A 23,441-nucleotide genomic window follows, 5' to 3' on the forward strand; every position below is an offset into this window, starting at 1 on the left:
CCTAACTATTGTTGAGAGAAATACGAACTTTGTATAAACAATAAATAATACTGAAATATGAAAAAAAGTCTACTGGTTTTTATGCTTTTTATGAGCTTTATTGCTGGTAAAACAATGGCACAATCCATGCCCAACGGGTATTGGGATCAGTATGTTGCTACAAGTTTTGCCGGAGGAGACGGATCTGTTGAGACTCCTTTCTTAATAGAAAGTGCAGAGCAATTAGCCTATCTGGCACAGGAGGTGAACAGCGGCAAGCCTTTTACAAAACAATATGTTCAAATCAAAGCGGGCGTAAAAGAGTTGAATTTGTCGGCTCATTTCTGGGTACCTATCGGTACTTTTGAAGAGAATGATCTGAATAAAACCTTTCAAGGAAATTTTGATGGGAATAATGCGATAATCAGTGGATTGAATATCGGAGTTGCCTGTTTGCCCAAAACAAATAACACCATCGGACTTTTCGGTTACCTGTATGCCACCGATGGCAATACAATGGGTGGCATAAAAAATCTGACATTAAAAAATGGGAATATACAAGGATGGGCAGACTCTTTCCATTCGGGCGCATTTGCCGGTCATATAAGAGTCTATTCGGAAACAGGAAAAGCTAAAATACGCATTGATAACTGCCGGAATGAGAGTGTCTCCGTTCAGGGAGGAGGACAAGGCATTGAAATTTCCTATACCGGAGGTATCTTAGGAGCAGGACGTTCAGACAGCAAAGGATCTGGTATGGGCGAACTTATTATCGAGAACTGTGCGAATGAAGCGACTGTCCGTCGGGGAGAAATCGCTGCTGCTTATACCGGAGGTATTTTAGGATATGGCTATGGTTTGGGAACGATAGAGATCAAAAACGTGACCAATAGCGGTTCGGTGATCGGTGAAGGGAATTATACGTATACCGGAGGTATCATGGGAAATTGTTCGGGATATAGCCAATTGACCATGCTGAAATGTTCGAATAACGGAAATATCACGGGTGGAAAGTATATCGCATATACCGGAGGTCTTTTAGGTTGTGGATATGGAACAAGCTACGATACGGGTGTCGGTATACTGACAATCAAAGATTGTTATAGTTATGCCACGATCACAGCAGCGGGAGGATATGTTGGCGGATTAGGCGGGAGAATCGAAACGATCAGAGAAGGTTCGGTTTTTATTCAAAATGTGTATGCTGCAGGAACGATCTCGGGAGGCGAGTATACAGGTGGACTTGCGGGTATGTTGTCGCGTAGAAATAATGCGATACATATACCGGTTATAGAGAATAGTCTGGCTGTTCTGAAAGAGATCAAAGGAGATCATATTCATCGTGTTGTCGGACGAATAGCCCGGAGTGAAGAAGGGCTGGATATCTATATCGATATTACGAATGAAGAAGAGATTGTAAAATATATGGGAACAGGGAATTATGCCTTTATTCAAGCGGGTGGAAATTGGACTGATGATTTAAAAGGAGCGGATGGAGCAGAGTGGGAGAGCGATCTGACTCGGTTGAAAGATCTATTCGGTTGGACTGTCAATCATTGGAATATCTACGCTTCAAGCTTCCTGCCTCAGTTGAAATCTGTAGAAGGAACAGCGCTCATTCATCCTAAAATTTCATATCCTTTCTGGGATACCTCCGAGGAATATTGTACCGTTACGATTAGCGGGTTTGATCGTTTAACGGCTATTCCAGGTATGGGACATCATCAAAGAAAGAAAAAAGAGTCTTTTGCTGTAAGGTTTGAGTTGCCGCAGGGTTATGAGGCAGAAGATATTTTAGTGACTGTCAATGGGGTGAAAAATGAATTTAGCTTAGTGACCGGCAGAACATATCGCACTACAATTCGTGAGGTAATTGAAGATACTGAGATTTTTATTGGAAAAGCTCCGAGATTTGCGATCTCTGTTCCTCAGGGTGCCGGTTTCCGTGTGTTGCAATTCACAGATACAACATATTGTTACCCGACGAATGATCTATTGAAAGTGGGTCGCTTTGATACTCCTCTGATAGGAATCACACTCGAAGATGATTATGATCAGTCGGAGATCACCTTATTGGCTGACGGAGAAGAAGTAAAACCGATGGCATTACGCTCCAGTATCCTTTATTATCTGTTACCTGCTGTAGAGGGTGATATGAAACTTACAGTTGAAGGGGTGAAGAAGAATCAAACAGACGGTATGCAAAATCCATCGGAACAGTTTGCAATCCATATGGAGGGGCAAACATTGTATATCACTGTTTCACAACGTATGCCGATGACTGTTTATACGATAACAGGAAATACCCATACCGCATTGACTTTACCGGAAGGTACAACTTCGGTCAATTTACGACCGGGGATCTATCTATTAAAAATAGGCAATGATATTCGAAAAATAAAGGTGAAGTAATTTCTTGAATATTCAATAAAAAGAGGACGCATCAACGAACAAGGTTTTTTCTGTTGATACGTCCTCTTTTTGTATCTCTTTATTTTTTTTGTGGAAAAGGGTAACTGTTCAACATTTTTAAGCGTTGATGAACGTGATACTTGATCCTTTCTACACAAGCTACGGGGTCTAAATGTCGTTCTTTGGCATATACCTCTCCCATTGTTTCAAGCATCTCATCACTACCTAGTAAACGTTCGAAGTTTTTACACCCTTTTTCCAAAGAGACTTTGCCGAACACCATCCGGTTCAGATCAATCAGTTCAACAGGAATCTCTTTCAGAGAATCATCAAACAGAATATTGCCTTCCGAATAATCTTTATGTAATATCCCATGCATATGAAGATGTGCTGTCGTTCGAGCGATAGCAGTCAGGATCTCTTTCTCTCGGGAGAAAACCTTTGTGTAAAAATCTTTGTATAGGTGTGGACAGTCGGATTGTAAGGAGACAGAGTAGCTTTTTTCCATTAATAATCCGTCGCGACAAACAATATAACCGACCGGAGCAGGAGTACCTATTCCCAATTCGATTAACTTCAAGGCATACAGATATGCCCGCTCGGCTTTGGAGGCGCGTAGGCATGTATAAGCTATCCGATTAAACAAATGAGGTCTCTGGTATGATTTAACAATCAAAGGATACCCTTCTATATGAAAGAGGCGAAGTTCATTCCGCCCCTGATAGATCACTTCCCCTTCATGATCAAAAATGTCGGGTAACTGAAGGATAAACGACTCCAGTTTGTAGAATGTGGGATGAACAGTCCATTTGGTATGATGCATTTCAACAGGATTTGTTTAGATTTAGATTTTATCTCTCCGGTGGATCAGCTTCAACCAGTAATATTTGAGTGGATTGCTGTATTTTAACTGTTTCCATGGACGACTGCCATGTGGCTGATGAAAAACCGGCAATGTAGTACACAAATAATTATTGAAACCTTGTTTCAGTGACTCGTGTGAAATCGTGACATCATGCCAGGATTTGGAAGGATCCAACCGTTGAAAATTAAACTTTTGCATAAAGGCGGTCGTGAGCAATGAGCAGCAGAAACTCAAATGTTTACGGGTGGTAAAGACCTTGTTCTCTTCTCCTTTTGCGTATAAGTAAGGATAATTGATGAGCCCTTTATCATCGACCGTTACAGCTGCAGCGATTCCGCAGTCTGGCCGTTGTTGCGCCTCATCGAAAAGTCGTTGCAGTGTATCCGGATGAACCACCACATCAGATTCTACAATACATAATCCGGCGTCTTCTTTTAAAGCCTTTTCCTGGCTTAACTGAAGAACAAACAGGTAGTTGGGCGATGGGTTTTGAGTCAGGTCAGATAAATGCACCAGATTAAACCCATATTGTTGGGCTGCCTTATCAAGTATAGCCGAGTTTTCAGGAGTACTGAAATCATTGTATACGGTGTAGGTATAAGGAATCCGGAATTGCGAATGCGTAATCGCCTCTATTGTTTTTAGTGTTAATTCGATAGAGTCTTTAACCGGAGTGATGATATGTATTTTTTTCATTTGCATAATGTGTGCAAAGATAGACTTATGTTTTTAGAAAGAGTTCTTATCTCTTTCGGAAAAAGCATAAAAAAGAGGTCATTTAAAGGTCAAAAATTCATTTTCAACGCATTTTTTTTCAGGAATAATTGCCTACAGATGCTGTAATCCAAAAATAATTAGCTTAATTTGTGAATTGATAATCTAGGAAATTATATCCTTTTCTTAAATGTGATTGTATATGAAGGACTCCATTGAAGCTAATCTGCCCGAAGAAAGCGGTCAATTAGATGAAGCTAAAGCCCCACTCGAGGAAGTGGAAAAAAGTACGGTTGAGACATCGGTTAATGGTGAGCAGCCTGCTGCAGTTGAAACAGAAAAAATGACGGAAGAACCTCCTGTAAGCGGGACAGAGGCGGTTGAGTCTGTTCCTGAAACAGAAACGGAAAAATCTCCGGCTGAGGAAGAGTCGAAAGAACCGGATGCAACAGGCAAATTAACCAAAGAAGAGATCATTGTTAAAATCAGTGAATTGGTCGAATCGGCTGCAGATCGTGGTCGAAATGAAATGGAATCTTTGAAACAAGCATTTTATAAGATCCGCCGTTCCGAGATAGAAGAGTTGAAAAAAACGTTCCTTGAAGGTGAAGGTGAAGAAAAGGATTTTGTTGTTCCTGAAGATGAAGCCGAAAATAAATTAAAAGAATTATTGGCAACATACAAAGAGAAGCGTGCAGCTATTCATGCAGAAGCAGAACAACTGAAAGCGGCCAACTACGCACTCAAACTACAACTGATAGAACGATTGAAAGAGTTGACGGAAAGTCAGGACGATTTCAATAAATTATACAACGAATTTAAGGAGATCCAACAACGTTGGAAAGAAGCTAAAGCAATTCCACAGGAACATGCCAACGAATTGTGGAAAAACTACCAGATCTATAGTGAAAAGTTTTACGACCTGATCAAGATCAATAACCAATTCCGTGATTACGACTTTAAAAAGAATCTGGAGTTGAAGAGCGCTCTTTGCGAAGCTGTAGAGAAACTGGAAAATGAACAAGATGTCATTTCGGCGTTTCACCAACTGCAGAAATTGCACCAGCAATGGCGGGAGATCGGACCGGTGGCTAAAGATTTACGGGAAGAGATCTGGACGCGTTTCAAAGAGGCTTCTACCATCATCAACAAACGCCACCAGGAGCATTTTGAAGGACTGAAAGCCAAAGAACAGGAAAATCTGGAGGCTAAAACAGCGATATGCGAAGAGATCGAAGCGATCGATTATGAGGCTTTGAAAACATTTAAAGACTGGGAGGCTAAGAACAAAGAAGTGATCGCTTTACAGGAGAAATGGAGAACAATCGGATTTGCTCCTAAAAAGTATAATGTCAAAATATTCGAACGTTTCCGCACAGCTTGCGACGTTTATTTCAATAAAAAGAGTGTTTTCTATAAGTCTGTCAAAGAGGACATGGAAAAGAACTACGAACTGAAAAAAGCGCTCTGTGAACAAGCGGAAGAGTTGAAAGCGAGTACCGATTGGAAAACGACTACCGATAAAATGATCGCCCTTCAGAAAGAATGGAAAAAGATCGGGCCGGTAGCTCGTAAAAACTCTGATGCAATCTGGAAACGGTTCATAACAGCATGCGATGCTTTCTTTGAAGAAAAAAATAAAAATGTTGTTTCTCAAAAGAGCGTTGAACAAGATAATCTGGCAGCCAAAAAGGCGTTAATCGAAAAGATTAATGCGATCGGTGAAACCATGAATTCCGATGAGGCGCTTGCTGCACTGAAAGGACATATGGCCGAATGGAATACAATCGGTTTTGTACCGTTCAGAGAAAAAGATAAAATCTACAAAGAATATCATGAAGCTGTCGATAAACAATTCGACCGTCTGAAAGTCGATAAAAACGACCGTAAGATGCAATCATTCCGTGATAACCTCAGTGATATCACCAGCAGTGAACACGGAAAAGGTAAGTTGTATAGCGAGCGTGAAAAGTTGATGCGTATATACGAACGGATGAAAGCCGAATTGCAGACGTATGAGAACAACATCGGTTTCCTTAGTATCTCCTCAAAAGGCGGGGGCGGTTTAGTGAAAGAGATGGAACGCAAGATCGACAAGTTAAAAGAAGAGATGGGACTGACGATCAAAAAGATCGAAGCCATTGATGAAAATCTGGAATAATCACTGATAAATGAAAATAGCCGACAGTTGGCAGATGCATAAAATAATTGCGCTGCCAACTGTTTTGTTATAATCCGTTCTGTATATGTCACGACTGCATCTATTCAATCCCGGATATGAAATGGCTGTTGCTAATGAGACCGTTCAGTATACACCGCCTCTAAACGTACAAAAAATGCGTAGAGAGTTGGCTTTATTACCTATGTGGTACGGAGAGAAGGAGGATTATGTACTGATGGCAGATGAAACTCCTTCGTTTGACTTTGGAATTATTGATCGTATAAACTATCCGACTCCTGTTACTCTCCGGAGTATATATACTCAAATAAAGATCTCACCAGCCATGGAGTGTTCTCCCTGGGGGTTGTCTCCGGATACCATAGCCTGTTTGAACCGGTTGAAAGCCGATCATCCATCATTAATAGTCCCTGTCTGGAAGAAAGAATATCATCAGTTATCGGGGCGACAGACTGCTGCCGAGTGCCTTGATCTTATCCGCAATTATTTACCAGAGGATTATTTCCCCTCTGCCCCTGTCTTCTGTCAAGAAACAGGAGAAATCGACGCTTTTATCAGGGAAAAACAACCACCCTTTGTTTTAAAAACCCCATTCTCCTCTTCCGGAAGAGGTTTATGGTGGTTGTACGAAAACCGGCTGAATACAAATGATATCCAATGGATCAATGGAGCGCTTAAACGACAACGATTGATCAGTATAGAGTTGGGGTTGGACAAAGTACAGGATTTTGCGTTGGAGTTTTATCTTGATGATGAGGGAAAAGTCAGCTATGAAGGTATTTCTGTTTTTAACACGGTTGGCAAAGGGGCATATACCGGAAATCGTTTAGACAGTCAGGAGAACTTGCATCAAAGCATCTTTCAATTGACCGGTGGAACTTATTTCAACCGGATACGTCATGCGGTTCAGTCGATTATAGAAAACATATTCGGAGGAATCTATTCCGGTTATATCGGCGTAGATATGCTTGTCTACAAAACAGAAAAAGGGAATCTTATCCACCCTTTTGTAGAAATCAATATGCGGTATACTATGGGGATGGTCGCCATACAACTTGTCAGAAAGCATATTGCACCTTCTGCTTCCGGACATTTTAGTATGACCTACTCAGTCAATGCCTATGAAGAAGATGTGCTTCTGAAAGAAAAATATCCCTTAGTGATTGAAAACAATCGGATCAGACAAGGTTATCTCTCCTTATGTCCCGTGAATAGAGAAACACAGTTTCGTACTTTTGTCTTGGTCGATTGATGTTTTAAACTCATTCATTATTCCTGAATGGAGAGGAATTTCAGGCAAACCGGACTATCCAATAAAATGTCCTTCTGTATGTCTGTCAAAGCACCGTTTTCAGGATTGATGGCAAATAATTGTATGTTATGGCTGTCTTTATTGGCAACCAATAGGAACTTGCCATTGGGCGTAATGACCATATTACGGGGATGTACTCCTGTCGGTTGATAGCCTGTCTTTGCCAATTTGCCATCTTTTTGATTCAGGGCAAAGATAGCGACTCCATCTCCTTTCAAACGATTAGAAGCATAGACAAACTGTCCATCCGGAGTGATTGCAATATCCCCACTTCCTTTGGCGTTTAATGTATCAGCTACGATGGTCTGAATCTCTTTCAGGTTACCATTGTTATACAAGAAACCGGTCACTGTTCCTGCCAGTTCATTAATCAGATAGAGATATTTGCCTGACGGATGAAATTCGATATGACGCGGACCGGAACCGTCCGTCACTTTAAAAGAGGTTCGAGAGTCTTCTTTTATAAAAGGTTCTTTTTCTGAATGCGTTGTTTCAAAGCGATAAATATGGTCTGTCCCCAAATCTGTTGCAAATAAGTATTTCCCATCCGGAGAGAATTTAACACAGTGAAGGTGCGGAGCGTTCTGACGACCTTTTTCAGTGCCTTGTCCGGAGAATGTGATCACTTGTTTGACAGGCGATAAAGCTCCCTCCGTATTGGTGTCGAATACACTGATCGAACCTCCTCCATAATTTGCTGTGACGACATGATTTCCTGCGGTATCGACAGTCATATTACATGGGGAAGCACCAGCTGTCTCCGATCGGTTTATAAAGGTTAGTTGTCCACTTTCCGGATCAAATGAAAAAGCATTTGCATACGACGGATTCCCGTTGTTCTCTGTGACGGCATAAATGAATCGGTTATCTGGTGTGGAAACAAGATAAGACGGATTGTCCACTTTTGCCATAGAGACATAGGCGGCTTCCCCAGTCATTGTATTCAATTGATACACATACAGACCTTCACTCGCACCCATCGTATAGGTGCCTATCAATAAGTATAACATATACTGAATCATTTTTTCTGTAATTTCGTTTGATACATCAATGAGGCAAAGGTACATCTTTTTCTGTATGATCTTTTCTTTCTGACTTTGATACGATCCCATCAAAAAAAGGGCAAATCATCCAGATAATTCAGAAAAGATAAATATATTCGGGCAGTGATAATTATATTCTATCCATTATGACTACTGCTGATTTACTGAATATACGATTATACAATCAAGGGCTTGTTTGTGCAGGGTTTGAAAAACCTGAAGAAGTCGTTGCTTATATGGGCGCAATGCAATCTCAAGCCTATGAAATGGCCAAATGGGGGATTGGAGTCCGGCTGCCCGGTACGACGAATGCGTTGGTTGAGGAGGCGTTTAATCAAGGGCGGATCATTCGGACACATATTTTGCGTCCGACATGGCATTTTGTCGTTGCCGAAGATTTTCATTGGATGATGGAGTTGTCTTCTCCCAGACTGAGACCTGTATTTCTCAATTATGGAAAAATGCGCGGAATGGATGAGGAGGCGATTATGAAAGCCAGTCGCCTGGTTGTTCCTATTCTTGAAAAATACGGACATCTGACCCGTCTGGAGATAGGCGAACATCTTAAAACAAAAGGTGTCGATATTGACCGGCATGATATGTCGCATATTATGTCGCGGGCAGAATTGGATGGCATTGTGTGTAATGGAGCCGTTAAAGGGAATAAACAGACTTATGCCTTACTGGCAGAAAGGGTTCCGAAAGGCAATAGACTAACCAAAGAGGAGGCTTTGGAAAAATTAGCACGAAAGTTTTTTACAAGTCATGGCCCTGCTACACTACAGGATTACGTCTGGTGGTCGGGATTGCTCACATCTGATGCGCGTAAATCGGTCGAATGCATCAAAGACGATTTTATATGTGAAGAGATCAACGGGAAATCTTACTGGATGAAAAATGACATTCAGGAGCCAAAAGCAGAAACATCCGCCTTATTACTTCCCGCTTTTGATGAATATGTGGTCAGTTATAAAGATCGCAGTGAGATTTTATCCGAACCGCATTATCGTAAAATTATTACACGTACAGGGGTATTCAGCCCTACGATTACGTATAACGGGGAGATCATAGGCAATTGGAAAAGAGTAGTCAAAAGAAAAAGTATTACTGCTGAACTCGCTTTCTTTGAATCCGTAAATAAGCAGGTCGAACGCCTTTTTCAGCAAGCAGTTAAGCTATACGAACAGTTCTATGGCTAACTTAAAAATCGCATAGAATAGTGCTACCAGAGCATCTGGTATGAGTTAAATACAATAATAAAATGACACAAAAAAGGGAATTAATACAAGAGGCAAAAACGGAGATTGCCATCTTTGCCGGGGGATGTTTCTGGGGCGTTGAGTATTTTATGCATCAATTACCAGGTGTATTTCGTGTTGAATCGGGGTATATCGGAGGAACCAAAGAGGCTCCGTCATACGAAGAGGTATGTAGCCAGACCACCGGACATGTGGAGGCCGTTCGTATTCTTTTTGATCCGACAGAAACCGATTATGAAACATTGGCCAAATGTTTTTTTGAAATTCATGACCCAACCCAAACAGACGGTCAGGGACCGGACTTGGGAGAGCAATACCGTTCGGTGGTTTTTTATACGACATCTGAGCAAAAGCAGATTGCAGAACAGTTAATTGCAGAATTAAAAAAACGTGGATATGCTGTCGCAACACAGCTTACGCCTGCGACAACATTCTGGGTGGCGGAAGATTATCATCAAAATTATTATGAACGAAAAGGTACGTTGCCTTATTGTCACGGATACACCAAACGTTTTTAAATCCGCAGCAAACCGTTTATAATTTGTCGATACATATTCTTTGGTTCTGAAAGAAAAGAAGCCGCTCTCTTTCTCCTGTCTGTGAAATCAACATGGATGCTTTCTGTAAAGCTTCAATACGGGCTTTCAACTCGCAACAGGCGATTTGATCTGTTACGGTCATTGTTTGAAGAACAAATGTGATAATAATACCCAGGCAACTATTTTCCGACCATAAATAAGAGCGGGTAGATCCTAAATGAATATTCGATACATACAAGGAAAATCGGCTCGTATTCTTGGAAAAACGACCATTTGTGGCATATCGCTCAAGGTCTTCCATAAAATCAAACAACTCCTTTTTTAGTTGAACAGCATGTTGCGCATCTATATGTTTAATACTGATGTAATAGCTGATATTTTCAATAAAGTTCGGTATGATTGCCGGATCCCAGATGTAATAGGTATAAGTCATTTTTTTGAGGTAATAATCCATCCGGGCAAATTCCTCTTGTAAACGGTCTGCGACTTTATATTTGTCGAACGACTGAAACATCATCTTCTCTCCATATAAATGGAGAAATTCGTAACATAAAAACTTTAAGAGATTGGGGTAGGCGAGGCATATACCTAACGGTATGGAATTTAACGCCTGGGCATATTCCGAATAAGGGGCGGTGGTAATCTCTTTGATTTTTTCGACATAGTTGACCAATACGTCATAATTAATATCTTCCCTGGAAGCATGGATGGTGGATACGGTAGGGTGAGGATTATAACTAATCTCTGAATCGATCATACGATCTAACGAGAAGCCGAGTTTCCCGGCAATAGTAGCGGCCTCGTTTAGCGTGAAAGAGACCTCGCCCCTAAGCCGTCTGTAAACAGCTTCCTTCTCAATTTCCAACATATCGGTGAGTAGCGCCGAAAGTTCTTTTTTCTTAGGGAACTTACTGTTAAGTAGTTCCAACAACTGTACATGGATAAAATCTCTTTTCATCGTACAAAAATGGGTTAGTGTTGTTGAATATACCGAATTAAGAAAAAGGTTTTGGTTGAATGGTTCTTTTTATTTTAAGAAGGTCGGTTTTTAAGCCTCTCCCTGTATTCCTCCTATAGGGGGGATAAAATCATCAAATTTGGCTGTTTTACCACTATTGGCTTGCTCTTCAAATTTAGCCACATTATCCTGGAGGGCATAAAGTAGGCGTTTGGCGTTATCAGGAGTGAGTATGACTCTGCTTTTTACCTTTGCTTTTGGTGCCCCGGGAACCACGCGTATGAAATCTAAGATAAATTCAGAAGCAGAGTGTGAGATAATAGCCAGGTTGGCATAGGTACCTTGAGCGATTTCTTCTGAGATCTCCACTTGAATTTCATTGGAAGGTTTCTTGTTATCCATAAATGTTTGTTTTGTTCGTTGTTCAATGAAACAAAGATACGAAATATCCTCTAATGTATAAAAAAAGAGATGGCCACCTTCACAGGCAGCCATCTCAAAGTTGTGTTTTTAATTCTCAATTCTTTAGACCAATGTAAAAAAAAAATCTTTTTGTGTTTTATGTAATACCGTTTTGGGGTTTATATTAAGGATATCTGACTTATAGCTTTTTGTTTGTTGATTGTACAAAAATAAAACATTTATTTACAATTACCAAATACTATTTTATCAATATATGATACTATTTCTGCATCGCTTGATTTTCATCAATGCAGGTGGTTCGAATTACTCTCCTAAATCCGTACTACTCCTAAGAAGTGAAGGAGACAACAAAATCTCCCCCTTTGGCTGTATTAAACCGAAATAACCCAAATAAAAGACGGAACGTCCCATCGGTTTATTTGAAGTCTAATGAACACTTTTTTGTTAGAGGTACCTCTAAATTGTTTTACACGTACCTCTAAACGGATTTAGACGTACCTCTAAATTATTTTAGACGTACCTCTAACAGAAAACAGAGGTAGGTGTAACAGAAAAATGGACAGAATGCTACAGAAAAACAGTTGGTATCATGTTTTTATTTCCCTATTATATTCTAAAACGTGTACGGGCATAATATTCCCGGTACTTTGTAGGAGTCATCCCTTTCCTGCGTTTAAAGATGCGATTAAAGTTTGATAAATTGTTGAAGCCACACTTATAGCATATTTCAGAGATACTGTCGCTTGTATCGATCAAACGGCATACTGCTTCGGCAATACGGATATCGTTCAGATTATCGATAAATGTTTTGCCGGTCCATCTTTTGAGGAAACGGGTAAGCGATGATTCGCTCATGTTTATTAACGATGCTATTTCTTCCAACGATACATGGGACTGATAATTTTTATGCAGATAGCGCATGATACTATCCAGGCGATCGGCGTCTTCTAAAGACTGATTCTTAACTCGATTAACCGGATTTACGCAATGCGCCTGTTGGTCTAAGGATAAAATTTTCAGAATTTTTATCAGACGAAGGAGATTCAAGAAAGAAGCAGGATCTTCGGTGGAGAGCATTTTTAAGTCCTTTTGTACTTCCAGAATTGCTTGACTGCTAAACACTAATCCACAAGAGGCTTTCTCGAACATCTCTTTGATTGTTTTGAAATGTCGTTTTTCGATTAAACTGTCAAAGAGTGTCCGGTTGAACTGAATGGTAATCTCAAAGATCCCTTCGCAAAGGCATGTGTGGTTGGAATAGGCATGACGTATTCCTCCGCCGATGAGCACTAAATCTAATTCTTTCATCTCTTCAACGCCGTCACCGACAATCCGTATAGCTCCCTCTACATTCTCCAGATAATTCAATTCGAATTCGACATGTTCATGCAAGGGGTAATAGAACCCCGGTTTGGGTCGTTGTATGACCAAAAAACAGTCTTCATCTGAAAGCGATGTTACCTCAAGTAAAGCATCCTCTTTATTCATGCATTTATTGTACGGTTACCGGATGGTTAGAGTCGTCAATACAGGACAGTGGTCAGAGGGGTACAAGTGTCCCATACTTTCTGTTAAGACCCCATAACGTTGTGCCTGGATATTGCCTTTAATAAAAATATAATCGATCCAGCTGCGACGTTCTGCCGGGATTCGGCCATAATTGTGGAACGTCCATTCCGGTCCGTATTTGATGGGCGAAATATCCCGGGCGTGTGTCAGATGGCGCGGATCGTCTGATTTTGTTAAGACCTGAATCGGATCATCATCGGGTGTTGCATTAAAATCACCGGTAACAATCACTGGTAAATCGCCTGATAAGACTCTTACCTGTTCAAGGACTAATGAGGCGCCTTCGTGCCGTGCGATTTTCCCAACGTGATCCAGATGTGTATTTAGAAAGAAAAACTCTTTCCCGGTTATTTTATCTTTAAAGATCGCCCATGAGACGACACGTTCACAAGCGGCATCCCAACCTTTTTTGCCTACAGCATTCATATCTTCTGCCAACCAGAAATCTCCGTTTTTTAATACGGCAAAACGTTCTTTCTTATAAAAGATCGGAGCATATTCTCCTTTTGTTTTTCCATCTTCCCGTCCGACACCGACATAGCCGAAACCGGGTAAACGTTCGAGTAGGTCGGTTAATTGATGATGTTGCACCTCTTGTGCGCCAAAGATATCCACTTCATAGAATTTGATCAGATCGGCTGCATAATCTTTGCGGTGCGTCCATTGGTTCTCGGCATCTACATCGGCATCTAAGCGGATATTGAATGAGACTACGTTGATTTGTTGATCCATGGTTTGTGCTACAACACCTGATACTGAAAATAGTGCGGCTAAAAAATAAACTAAAAAGGTCTTCATTGTATGTGTATTACTGGTAAATATTATTTAAGGAACTGTCACAAAAATAGATTTTATGCTTATAATAACCAAATTGGGGAAAAGAAAAAGGCTATCGAATAGATCGACAGCCTTTTCCTAACTATTTTGATACGACTATTGATTAGTCATGTACGTTTTCCATATTGCCGAAATCAACAATGTTTCTCCGGTTGGCAAAGATACGTTCGAACTCATCCTGCGCTCCTACGACTAACTTGTCAAATTCACGCTGACCTGTACCTGCCGGGATCAGATGACCACAGATCACGTTTTCTTTCAATCCTTCCAAACGGTCTACTTTTCCATTGATGGCCGCTTCGTTCAACACTTTCGTTGTTTCCTGGAAAGAGGCAGCAGACATAAAGCTGTTGGTCTGTAATGCTGCACGGGTAATACCCTGAAGAATCTGATTGGCGGTAGCAGGAACTGCATCACGTACTTCGACCAGTTTGAGGTCGCGACGTTTCAACATACTGTTTTCATCTCTAAGTTTACGTGCTGTCACAATCTGTCCGGCATGTAATGTTTGAGAATCTCCAGGTTCCAATACCACCTTTTTACCCCAGATACGATCGTTCTCGTCCATCACTTCAAGTTTATCTATCACTTGTTGCTCAAGGAAGCGGGTATCTCCCGGATCAACAACTTCTACTTTACGCATCATCTGACGAACGATTACTTCAAAGTGTTTGTCATTAATCTTTACTCCTTGCAGACGATAAACATCCTGCACTTCGTTCACAATATATTCCTGAACGGCAGTAGGCCCTTTAATCGCCAAGATATCAGAAGGTGTGATCGCTCCATCCGACAGAGGCATCCCTGCACGGATATAGTCGTTTTCCTGTACCAATAACTGTTTGGATAGCGGCACCATGTATTTCTTCATTTCACCCAGTTTGGATGTAACGGTAATCTCACGGTTACCACGTTTGATTTTACCGAATCCAACTTCTCCGTCGATTTCAGAAACAACAGCCGGATTAGATGGGTTACGTGCTTCAAACAACTCGGTTACACGCGGAAGACCTCCGGTGATGTCACCCGTCTTACCTACTGCACGTGGGATCTTAACCAAAACTTCACCAGCGTTGATCGTGTCGCCGTTTTCTTTGACAACGTGCGCGCCTAAAGGCAAAGAATAGTTTTTCAGATAATTTCCATTTTCATCAATGATATGAGCAGCAGGTGCTTTGGTCTTATCTTTAGATTCGATGATAATCTTCTCTTTCAAACCTGTTGTTTCATCACTTTCAATTTTATAAGTAATATTTTCAACAACATTTTCGAATTCGATTTTACCAGATACCTCAGAAACAATAACAGCATTGAATGGATCCCATTCTAAAATGACATCCCCCTTCTTCAATATATCACCACTGTTAAAGAACAATTTAGATCCATAAGGAATATTATGGGTCAATAGTACGATGTTGGTGTTGGGGTCGATTATTCGCATTTCAGCCAAACGACTCACAACAACCTGATGTTTTTTACCTGTTGCATCTATGGCATCTACTGCGCGAAGTTCATCGATTTCCAGACGACCTTCATATTTAGAGATAATACTGTTTTCTGTCGCGATATTGGAGGCGATACCCCCAACGTGGAATGTACGCAAAGTCAACTGAGTACCCGGTTCACCGATTGATTGGGCGGCAATAACACCGACAACCTCACCTTTTTGAACCATCTGACCGGTAGCCAGATTACGTCCGTAACATTTCGCACATACCCCTTTCTTGGATTCACAAGTAAGTACCGAGCGAATCTCCACGCTTTCGATGGGTGATTCCTGTATTTTTCTTGCTGCATCTTCACGGATCTCTTCACCTGCATTGACCAGAACTTCTCCTGTTTGCGGGTGTTGGATATCGTGTACGGATACACGGCCTAATATACGTTCGTAAAGCGAGGCGATCACTTCTTCATTATTTTTCAACTCTGTACAGATCAATCCACGCAAAGTACCGCAGTCTTCTTCATTCACGATCACATCATGTGAAACGTCAACCAAACGACGTGTAAGGTATCCGGCATCGGCTGTTTTCAAGGCTGTATCAGCCAAACCTTTACGGGCACCGTGGGTAGAGATGAAATACTCCAATACAGACAACCCTTCTTTAAAGTTAGAGAGGATCGGGTTTTCAATAATCTGTCCACCGTCAGAACCGCTTTTTTGTGGTTTGGCCATCAATCCACGCATACCGGATAACTGACGAATCTGCTCTTTTGATCCACGGGCACCGGAATCCATCATCATGAATACGGAATTAAATCCGTCGTTGTCTTCAGCCAACTTTTTAATCAGAATATTAGAAAGTTTACTATTGACATGTGTCCAGGTATCGATGATCTGATTATAGCGTTCATTATTGGTAATGAATCCCATACTATAGTTGGCTACAATCTGATCTACTTCGTCGTATCCTTCGCTTACCAAAGCTTCTTTTTCATCCGGGATCAACACGTCTGCCAGATTGAATGACAAACCACCCTTGAAGGCCATTTGATAACCCAGATCTTTAATATCATCAAGGAACTGAGCAGTACGGGCTACACCACAGGTTTTAATTACCATACCGATGATATCACGTAACGCTTTTTTTCCTAATAATTCATTAACAAAACCAACGCTTTCAGGAACAAACTCATTGACCATTAACCGGCCAACAGATGTTTCTACCATTTTTCTGACGGAATTACCCTCTGCATCTACATCGTTGACATAGACTTTGATCGGTGCATGGATAGCGAGTCTGCCTTCATTATAAGCAATGGTAGCTTCTTCTGGTCCGAAAAAGGTTAAACCTTCTCCTAATGTCCCTTTACGTATTTTAGTGATATAGTACAATCCAAGTACCATATCCTGAGAAGGAACAGTGATCGGTGCTCCATTAGCGGGGTTCAAAATATTATGAGAGGCCAACATCAGCATTTGTGCTTCCAGAATAGCTTCATTCCCTAATGGCAAGTGAACAGCCATCTGGTCTCCGTCGAAGTCAGCGTTGAACGCGGTACATGCTAACGGGTGCAACTGAATAGCCTTGCCTTCTATCAATTTGGGTTGGAACGCTTGGATACCTAAACGGTGCAATGTCGGAGCACGGTTCAGTAATACCGGATGACCTTTCATCACATACTCCAGAATATCCCATACGACAGGTTCCTTGCGATCAACAATTTTTTTCGCTGATTTAACGGTCTTAACGATACCACGTTCAATCAGTTTACGGATAACGAAAGGTTTATAGAGTTCGGCAGCCATATTTTTAGGGATACCGCATTCGTGCATCTTTAATTCAGGTCCTACGACGATAACCGAACGTGCTGAATAATCGACACGTTTACCTAATAGGTTCTGACGGAAGCGACCTTGTTTTCCTTTCAAGCTGTCGGACAACGATTTCAACGGTCTGTTGGCATCTGTTTTAACAGCACTAGACTTACGGGAGTTGTCGAATAATGAGTCTACAGCTTCCTGAAGCATACGTTTCTCATTACGCAAAATAACTTCCGGCGCTTTTATATCGATTAACCGTTTCAGACGGTTATTACGGATAATCACACGGCGATAAAGATCATTCAAATCGGAAGTAGCAAAACGTCCTCCATCCAGTGGAACTAACGGACGCAATTCCGGTGGAATAACCGGAACAACTTTGACAATCATCCATTCGGGTTTGTTACGTCCACGGGATGCTCTGAAAGATTCTACGACTTGCAGACGTTTCAGTGCTTCATTTTTACGTTGTTGTGAACTATCTGTACTTGCTCTGTGACGCAGATCGTAAGAAATCGCATCCAGATCAAGACGAGCTAACAAGTCGTAAACCGCTTCTGCTCCGATCTTCGCAATAAATTTATTCGGATCAGTATCTTCCAATAATTGGTTTTCTTTTGGAAGATTATCCAGAATCTGAAGATATTCTTCTTCAGACAATAAATCTAATTCAGCAACAGTCTCAACTGTGCCTGGTTGAATAACGACATATCTTTCATAATAGATAATCGAATCCAACTTTTTAGTTGGTAATCCTAACAGATAACCTATTTTGTTCGGTAAAGAACGGAAATACCAGATATGAGCTACGGGTACAACCAAATGGATATGTCCCATACGCTCACGACGTACTTTCTTTTCTGTAACTTCTACACCGCAACGATCACAAACAATGCCTTTGTAACGGATGCGTTTGTATTTCCCGCAATGACATTCATAATCCTTGATCGGACCGAAAATGCGTTCACAGAAAAGACCATCACGTTCGGGTTTGTACGTGCGATAGTTGATCGTTTCAGGTTTTAGTACTTCACCACTCGAGTTTTCAAGAATCTCTTCAGGAGAAGCCAAACCGATTGTTATTTTTGAAAAGTTACTCTTTATCTTATTTTCTTTTCTAAAAGCCATGTTCTTTAGAGTTGAAAGTTGAAAATTGAAAGTTGAAAGTTAATCTTGAAAATGTATTTCAACGATCAACTTTCTACTAATATACTTAGTCCAGAGTGAAACTCAAGCCTAGGCCGCGGAGTTCGTGTAACAATACATTGAGTGATTCGGGGATGCCCGGTTGTGGCATCGGTTCACCTTTTACAATTGCTTCATAAGCTTTCGAACGTCCTGTCACGTCATCAGACTTGATTGTCAGTATCTCCTGAAGAATATGAGCGGCACCGAATGCTTCAAGCGCCCAGACTTCCATTTCTCCAAAACGTTGGCCACCAAATTGTGCTTTACCTCCCAATGGTTGTTGTGTAATCAACGAATATGGACCAATGGAACGGGCATGCATCTTATCGTCGACCATGTGACCCAGTTTCAGGAAGTAAGTGACTCCTACTGTTGCCGGTTGGTCAAAACGTTCACCGGTACCTCCGTCATACAGATAAGTCTTACCGTAACGTGGTATTCCAGCTTTATCTGTCCAGGCATCGAGATCTTCCAAAGAGGCTCCATCGAAAATAGGGGTAGCAAACTTGACATCTAATGTTTTGCCGGCCCAACCCAGTACAGCCTCAAAAATCTGACCTAGATTCATACGAGAAGGTACTCCGAGGGGATTCAAACAAATGTCGACAGGTGTTCCATCTTCCAAGAAAGGCATATCTTCTTCGCGAACGATTTTTGATACAATACCTTTATTTCCATGTCGTCCTGCCATTTTATCACCAACCTGAATCTTACGTTTCTTAGCAATATATACTTTGGCCATCTGAACAATACCGGTAGGTAGTTCGTCGCCGATGGTCAGATCAAACTTCTTACGCCTTAATTCGGCATCCAACTCTTTATATTTCTTAAGATAATTAAGAATAACCAGTTTGATCAATTCGTTCTTTTGATCATCTGCGGTCCATTTGCTTACCTGTACTGAGTTGTAGTCCAAGTCGTCCAATGATTTGCGGGTAAACTTCGCCCCTTTAGCAATGACCTCGGTATTCATATAATCTTTTACGCCCTGAGAGACTTTTCCGTTGGTTAAAACCAATAGTTTATCTACCAACAGGCTTTTCAGGTCTGCTATCTTTTGTTCGTATTCTTCATCTAACTTGGGAAGAATCGCTTTATCCGTCAATCTGGATTTACGTTTTTTTACCGCTTTTGAGAACAGGCTGGTATCAATAACAACACCATGTAAAGAAGGAGTCGCTTTCAATGAAGCATCTTTTACATCTCCTGCTTTATCTCCAAAGATAGCACGTAATAACTTCTCTTCCGGTGAAGGATCGGATTCTCCTTTTGGAGTGATTTTACCAATTAGAATATCTCCGGGTTCTATACGGGCACCTATACGAACAATACCTCTTTCATCCAGATCTCTTGTCGCATCTTCACTTACGTTTGGTATATCCGATGTTAATTCTTCCATACCTCGTTTGGTTTCACGTACTTCGAGGATATATTCATCTACATGGATAGAGGTGAAGACATCTTCACGAACAAGGCGTTCGTTTAGCACTATCGCATCTTCATAATTATACCCTTTCCAAGGCATATAGGCTACCTTTACATTGCGTCCCAAAGCTAATTCTCCGGCTTGTGTCGAATAGCCTTCAGTCAGAATATCTCCGGCTTCAACTTTTTGTCCGACAACACATATCGGACGTAAGTCGACCGTCGTGCTTTGGTTTGTTTTACGCCATTTAGGTATATCATATGTTTTAACCGAATCTTCGAAGCTGACAAAATCTTCATCTTCCGTCCGGTCATATTTTACTTTTATCGTTGTTGCATCTACATACACGACTTCTCCGGATCTTTCGGCCATAATCTGTGTACGAGAATCACGTGCCACCTGTTCCTCAATACCTGTTCCGACAATCGGAGAATCTGTTCTCAACAGTGGTACTGCCTGGCGCATCATGTTAGATCCCATCAACGCACGGTTGGCATCGTCATGTTCCAGGAATGGAATCAATGAAGCGGCAATAGATGCAATCTGCGTAGGAGAGACGTCCATCAAGTTCACTTCATTAGGAGTGACAACAGGAAAATCTGCTTCAAAACGTGATTTTACTTTATCACGAATAAAGCGTCCATTATCATCTAATGGCGCATTTCCCTGTGCGATGATCAGTTCTTCTTCCTCTTCTGCAGTATAATAGGTTAATCCTTCTTCAGAAAAATCAACTTTCCCGTTTTCTACCTTACGGTATGGAGTAGCAATAAATCCTAATTCATTAATCTTGGCGTACACGCATAGAGAAGAGATCAAACCGATATTTGGTCCTTCCGGTGTTTCAATCGGACATAAACGTCCATAATGTGTATAGTGTACGTCACGCACTTCAAATCCCGCACGTTCTCTGGATAATCCTCCAGGGCCTAAAGCCGACAAACGTCTTTTATTGGTAATCTCAGCCAATGGATTTGTCTGATCCATAAACTGGGATAAGGCATTTGTTCCGAAGAATGAATTGACAACGGATGAGATTGTTTTAGCATTAATCAAATCAATTGGTGTAAAGACCTCATTGTCGCGCACATTCATTCGTTCACGAACGGTACGTGACATACGTGCCAATCCAATACCAAACTGATTGTATAATTGTTCACCGACGGTACGGACACGACGGTTACTTAAGTGGTCGATATCATCAACGATAGCCTTTGAATTAATAAGTTCAATCAGGTATTTGATGATTTCAATAATATCTTCTTTGGTTAAGACTTTGATCTCTTCGCTGGTCGTAAGACTTAGTTTTTTATTAATTCGATAACGTCCTACTTCTCCTAAATCATAACGTTTCTCTGAGAAAAACAGATTAGTGATCACTTCACGTGCACTTGCTTCATCGGCTGGTTCTGCATTTCTTAATTGTCTGTAAATGTATAGTACAGCTTCTTTTTCAGAGTTACTTGGATCTTTCTGTAGCGTATTATAGATAATCGCATAGTCTGAAAGATTCTGATTTTCCCGATGTAATAAAATATTTTGTGTTCCCGATTCTAAAATCGCTTCAACATTATCTTGATCCAATATGGATTCACGGTCTATAACAACATCATTTCGTTCGATGGATACCACTTCACCGGTATCTTCATCCACAAAATCTTCCACCCACGATTTCAATACGCGGGCAGCCAGTTTACGTCCAATAAATTTCTTCAGATTTGTTTTGGTTACTTTGACCTCTTCTGCCAGGTCAAAGATTTCGAGAATGTCTTTATCACTCTCATAACCAATTGCTCTTAACAGTGTTGTAACCGGTAATTTCTTTTTGCGATCAATATACGCATACATCACGTTATTGATATCTGTTGCAAATTCAATCCATGACCCTTTAAAAGGAATGATACGAGCTGAATAGAGTTTTGTTCCGTTGGCGTGTGTACTCTGTCCGAAGAACACCCCTGGTGAACGGTGCAGCTGTGAAACAACAACACGTTCGGCTCCGTTAATGACAAAAGTACCTTTCTCCGTCATATAGGGGATAGGACCCAGGTATACATCCTGTACTACTGTGTCAAAATCTTCATGATCAGGATCCGTACAATAGAGTTTTAGTTTGGCTTTTAACGGGACACTATACGTCAATCCACGTGCAATACATTCGTCGATAGTATAACGCGGAGGATCGATATAATAGTCTAAAAACTCTAAAACAAAATTATTGCGTGTATCTGCTATCGGGAAATTTTCAGCAAATACTTTATACAAACCTTCTTTTTTCCTTTTTTCAGGAGCCGTATCCAGTTGGAGAAAGTCTTGGAATGACTTCAATTGAACTTCGAGAAAGTCCGGATAAGGTAGGGAATTCTTTATCGAAGCGAAATTAACTCTTTGGTTTTTAATTGTTGAAGACATTTAGTAGAAATTTATTGAACTTATTGAAATTATAGACACAAAAAGGTTAAGAGTCTCTTTTTCGATAGAGACCCCTAACCAAGCTTCCTGATAACCAGGATATAAAGACTATTTAAGCTCAACTTCAGCGCCTGCTTCTTCTAAGCTCTTTTTCAATCCTTCAGCTTCAGTCTTAGCTAAACCTTCCTTGATCGGGCTAGGTGCACCGTCAACGATATCTTTAGCTTCTTTCAAGCCAAGACCTGTTAATTCTTTTACTAATTTAACGATAGCCAACTTGTTCGCACCCGGTGCTTTCAAGATAACATCAAAAGATGATTTTTCTTCTTCAGCAGCTGCGGCACCACCTCCAGCAGCAGGACCTGCAACAGCAACAGCTGCAGCAGCAGGTTCAATACCATACTCTTCTTTAAGGATAGTAGCCAGTTCGCTAACTTCTTTTACAGTCAAGTTTACTAATTGTTCAGCAAAAGCTTTCAAATCTGCCATTTTTGTATGATTTAAATGTTTGTTTTAACTAAATAATAAATAATTGATTATCTTTCTTCGAGCGTTTTCAATACGCCAGAAAGTGTTTGTCCTCCTGATTTCAAAGCAGAAATAACATTTTTTGCAGGAGACTCCAACAGAGCCATAACATCTGCAATAAGTTCGTTTTTGCTCTTCATATTTACTAAAGCGCTCAGGTTTTCGGCACCGATATAGAAGCTTTCCTGTACATAGGCTGCCTTTAATTGTGGTTTACCTTCACCTTTTGTCTCTTTCGTAAAATCTTTAATCAGACGAGCCGGAACATTTGCCACTTGTGCAAACATAACAGCAGTATTGCCTTTTAGCGAACTGTCAAGTTGAGAAAAATCTCCCTCTATATTCTCTAAGGCTTTCTTAAGTAAAGTATTCTTTACTACGACCAGTTTAACTTCTTGTTTAAAACATACCCTTCTCAACTGACTTGTTTTCTCTGCATCTAATGCTTCGATATCAGTCAAATAGAAATTAGGATACTCTTTTAAAGTAGCAGTTAATTGCTCTATAACTTTGCTTTTATCTTCCTTTCTCAT

The 23,441-nt window shown here is 40.8% G+C and carries 15 protein-coding genes and 1 pseudogene; 5 read left to right on the plus strand and 11 right to left on the minus strand.

Going from position 1 to position 23,441, the window contains the following annotated elements; all coding sequences use genetic code 11:
• Positions 1–57 precede the first annotated feature (57 nt).
• On the plus strand, positions 58–2,391 hold the full coding sequence (locus M2135_RS02725) for a hypothetical protein (RefSeq protein ID WP_280747060.1): 2,334 nt from the start codon (positions 58–60) through the stop codon (positions 2,389–2,391).
• A gap of 79 nt (positions 2,392–2,470) precedes the next feature.
• Here M2135_RS02725 and M2135_RS02730 read toward each other — a convergent pair whose 3' ends face one another.
• Both M2135_RS02730 and M2135_RS02735 read right to left on the minus strand, forming a co-directional pair.
• Positions 2,471–3,214 carry a lipopolysaccharide kinase InaA family protein gene (locus tag M2135_RS02730; RefSeq protein ID WP_280747061.1) on the minus strand — a complete coding sequence of 248 codons (744 nt, stop codon included), beginning with the start codon at positions 3,212–3,214 and terminating at the stop codon, positions 2,471–2,473.
• A 21-nt stretch (positions 3,215–3,235) separates the two neighbouring features.
• Complete coding sequence (locus tag M2135_RS02735) at positions 3,236–3,952, minus strand: glycosyltransferase family A protein (protein WP_280747062.1); 717 nt, start codon at positions 3,950–3,952, stop codon at positions 3,236–3,238.
• Positions 3,953–4,172: 220 nt separating this feature from the next.
• On the opposite strand from M2135_RS02735, the gene M2135_RS02740 reads away from it, so the two are divergent.
• Positions 4,173–6,131: a DUF349 domain-containing protein gene (locus M2135_RS02740; protein ID WP_280747063.1), complete on the plus strand. Its 1,959-nt coding sequence runs from the start codon at positions 4,173–4,175 to the stop codon at positions 6,129–6,131.
• Between the two features lie 85 nt (positions 6,132–6,216).
• A complete protein-coding gene (locus M2135_RS02745; RefSeq protein WP_280747064.1) occupies positions 6,217–7,401 on the plus strand; it encodes a hypothetical protein in 1,185 nt (394 codons plus the stop codon).
• A gap of 17 nt (positions 7,402–7,418) precedes the next feature.
• Here M2135_RS02745 and M2135_RS02750 read toward each other — a convergent pair whose 3' ends face one another.
• On the minus strand, positions 7,419–8,471 hold the full coding sequence (locus tag M2135_RS02750; protein ID WP_280747065.1) for a lactonase family protein: 1,053 nt from the start codon (positions 8,469–8,471) through the stop codon (positions 7,419–7,421).
• A gap of 179 nt (positions 8,472–8,650) precedes the next feature.
• On the opposite strand from M2135_RS02750, the gene M2135_RS02755 reads away from it, so the two are divergent.
• Together M2135_RS02755 and msrA are read left to right on the plus strand one after the other, a co-directional pair.
• Positions 8,651–9,703: a winged helix DNA-binding domain-containing protein gene (locus tag M2135_RS02755; protein WP_280747066.1), complete on the plus strand. Its 1,053-nt coding sequence runs from the start codon at positions 8,651–8,653 to the stop codon at positions 9,701–9,703.
• Positions 9,704–9,792: 89 nt separating this feature from the next.
• A pseudogene (msrA, locus tag M2135_RS02760) lies at positions 9,793–10,281 on the plus strand (peptide-methionine (S)-S-oxide reductase MsrA); the annotation flags it as partial.
• Positions 10,282–10,297: 16 nt separating this feature from the next.
• On the opposite strand, the gene M2135_RS02765 reads toward msrA, so the two are convergent.
• The 8 genes from M2135_RS02765 to rplJ form a co-directional block, all read right to left on the minus strand.
• Positions 10,298–11,260 carry a helix-turn-helix domain-containing protein gene (locus tag M2135_RS02765; RefSeq protein WP_280747067.1) on the minus strand — a complete coding sequence of 321 codons (963 nt, stop codon included), beginning with the start codon at positions 11,258–11,260 and terminating at the stop codon, positions 10,298–10,300.
• Positions 11,261–11,350: 90 nt separating this feature from the next.
• Positions 11,351–11,662, minus strand: a complete 312-nt coding sequence (locus tag M2135_RS02770; RefSeq protein ID WP_280747068.1) for a DUF3467 domain-containing protein — start codon at positions 11,660–11,662, stop codon at positions 11,351–11,353.
• A 627-nt stretch (positions 11,663–12,289) separates the two neighbouring features.
• Positions 12,290–13,171, minus strand: a complete 882-nt coding sequence (locus M2135_RS02775) for an AraC family transcriptional regulator (protein WP_280747069.1) — start codon at positions 13,169–13,171, stop codon at positions 12,290–12,292.
• Positions 13,172–13,186: 15 nt separating this feature from the next.
• Entirely contained in the window at positions 13,187–14,050 is an 864-nt protein-coding gene (locus M2135_RS02780) for an endonuclease/exonuclease/phosphatase family protein (RefSeq protein ID WP_280747070.1), read from the minus strand.
• A gap of 142 nt (positions 14,051–14,192) precedes the next feature.
• Positions 14,193–18,482, minus strand: coding sequence for a DNA-directed RNA polymerase subunit beta' (gene rpoC / locus M2135_RS02785; protein WP_280747071.1), 4,290 nt, complete (start codon positions 18,480–18,482; stop codon positions 14,193–14,195).
• A gap of 85 nt (positions 18,483–18,567) precedes the next feature.
• Positions 18,568–22,380: a DNA-directed RNA polymerase subunit beta gene (gene rpoB, locus M2135_RS02790; protein ID WP_280747072.1), complete on the minus strand. Its 3,813-nt coding sequence runs from the start codon at positions 22,378–22,380 to the stop codon at positions 18,568–18,570.
• Between the two features lie 108 nt (positions 22,381–22,488).
• Positions 22,489–22,869, minus strand: a complete 381-nt coding sequence (gene rplL, locus M2135_RS02795) for a 50S ribosomal protein L7/L12 (protein ID WP_280747073.1) — start codon at positions 22,867–22,869, stop codon at positions 22,489–22,491.
• Positions 22,870–22,916: 47 nt separating this feature from the next.
• Positions 22,917–23,441 carry a 50S ribosomal protein L10 gene (gene rplJ / locus M2135_RS02800; RefSeq protein WP_280747074.1) on the minus strand — a complete coding sequence of 175 codons (525 nt, stop codon included), beginning with the start codon at positions 23,439–23,441 and terminating at the stop codon, positions 22,917–22,919.

This window comes from Parabacteroides sp. PF5-9 (assembly GCF_029893105.1).
Classification (GTDB): domain Bacteria; phylum Bacteroidota; class Bacteroidia; order Bacteroidales; family Tannerellaceae; genus JARXWG01.

Excerpts from the sequence above, each read along its gene's own strand:
- M2135_RS02725 (WP_280747060.1), top strand. The coding sequence starts at position 58 with ATGAAAAAAAGTCTACTGGTTTTTATGCTTTTTATGAGCTTTATTGCT.
- M2135_RS02730 (WP_280747061.1), bottom strand. The coding sequence starts at position 3,214 with ATGCATCATACCAAATGGACTGTTCATCCCACATTCTACAAACTGGAG.
- M2135_RS02735 (WP_280747062.1), bottom strand. The coding sequence starts at position 3,952 with ATGAAAAAAATACATATCATCACTCCGGTTAAAGACTCTATCGAATTA.
- M2135_RS02740 (WP_280747063.1), top strand. The coding sequence starts at position 4,173 with ATGAAGGACTCCATTGAAGCTAATCTGCCCGAAGAAAGCGGTCAATTA.
- M2135_RS02745 (WP_280747064.1), top strand. The coding sequence starts at position 6,217 with ATGTCACGACTGCATCTATTCAATCCCGGATATGAAATGGCTGTTGCT.
- M2135_RS02750 (WP_280747065.1), bottom strand. The coding sequence starts at position 8,471 with ATGTTATACTTATTGATAGGCACCTATACGATGGGTGCGAGTGAAGGT.
- M2135_RS02755 (WP_280747066.1), top strand. The coding sequence starts at position 8,651 with ATGACTACTGCTGATTTACTGAATATACGATTATACAATCAAGGGCTT.
- M2135_RS02765 (WP_280747067.1), bottom strand. The coding sequence starts at position 11,260 with ATGAAAAGAGATTTTATCCATGTACAGTTGTTGGAACTACTTAACAGT.
- M2135_RS02770 (WP_280747068.1), bottom strand. The coding sequence starts at position 11,662 with ATGGATAACAAGAAACCTTCCAATGAAATTCAAGTGGAGATCTCAGAA.
- M2135_RS02775 (WP_280747069.1), bottom strand. The coding sequence starts at position 13,171 with ATGAATAAAGAGGATGCTTTACTTGAGGTAACATCGCTTTCAGATGAA.
- M2135_RS02780 (WP_280747070.1), bottom strand. The coding sequence starts at position 14,050 with ATGAAGACCTTTTTAGTTTATTTTTTAGCCGCACTATTTTCAGTATCA.
- rpoC (WP_280747071.1), bottom strand. The coding sequence starts at position 18,482 with ATGGCTTTTAGAAAAGAAAATAAGATAAAGAGTAACTTTTCAAAAATA.
- rpoB (WP_280747072.1), bottom strand. The coding sequence starts at position 22,380 with ATGTCTTCAACAATTAAAAACCAAAGAGTTAATTTCGCTTCGATAAAG.
- rplL (WP_280747073.1), bottom strand. The coding sequence starts at position 22,869 with ATGGCAGATTTGAAAGCTTTTGCTGAACAATTAGTAAACTTGACTGTA.
- rplJ (WP_280747074.1), bottom strand. The coding sequence starts at position 23,441 with ATGAGAAAGGAAGATAAAAGCAAAGTTATAGAGCAATTAACTGCTACT.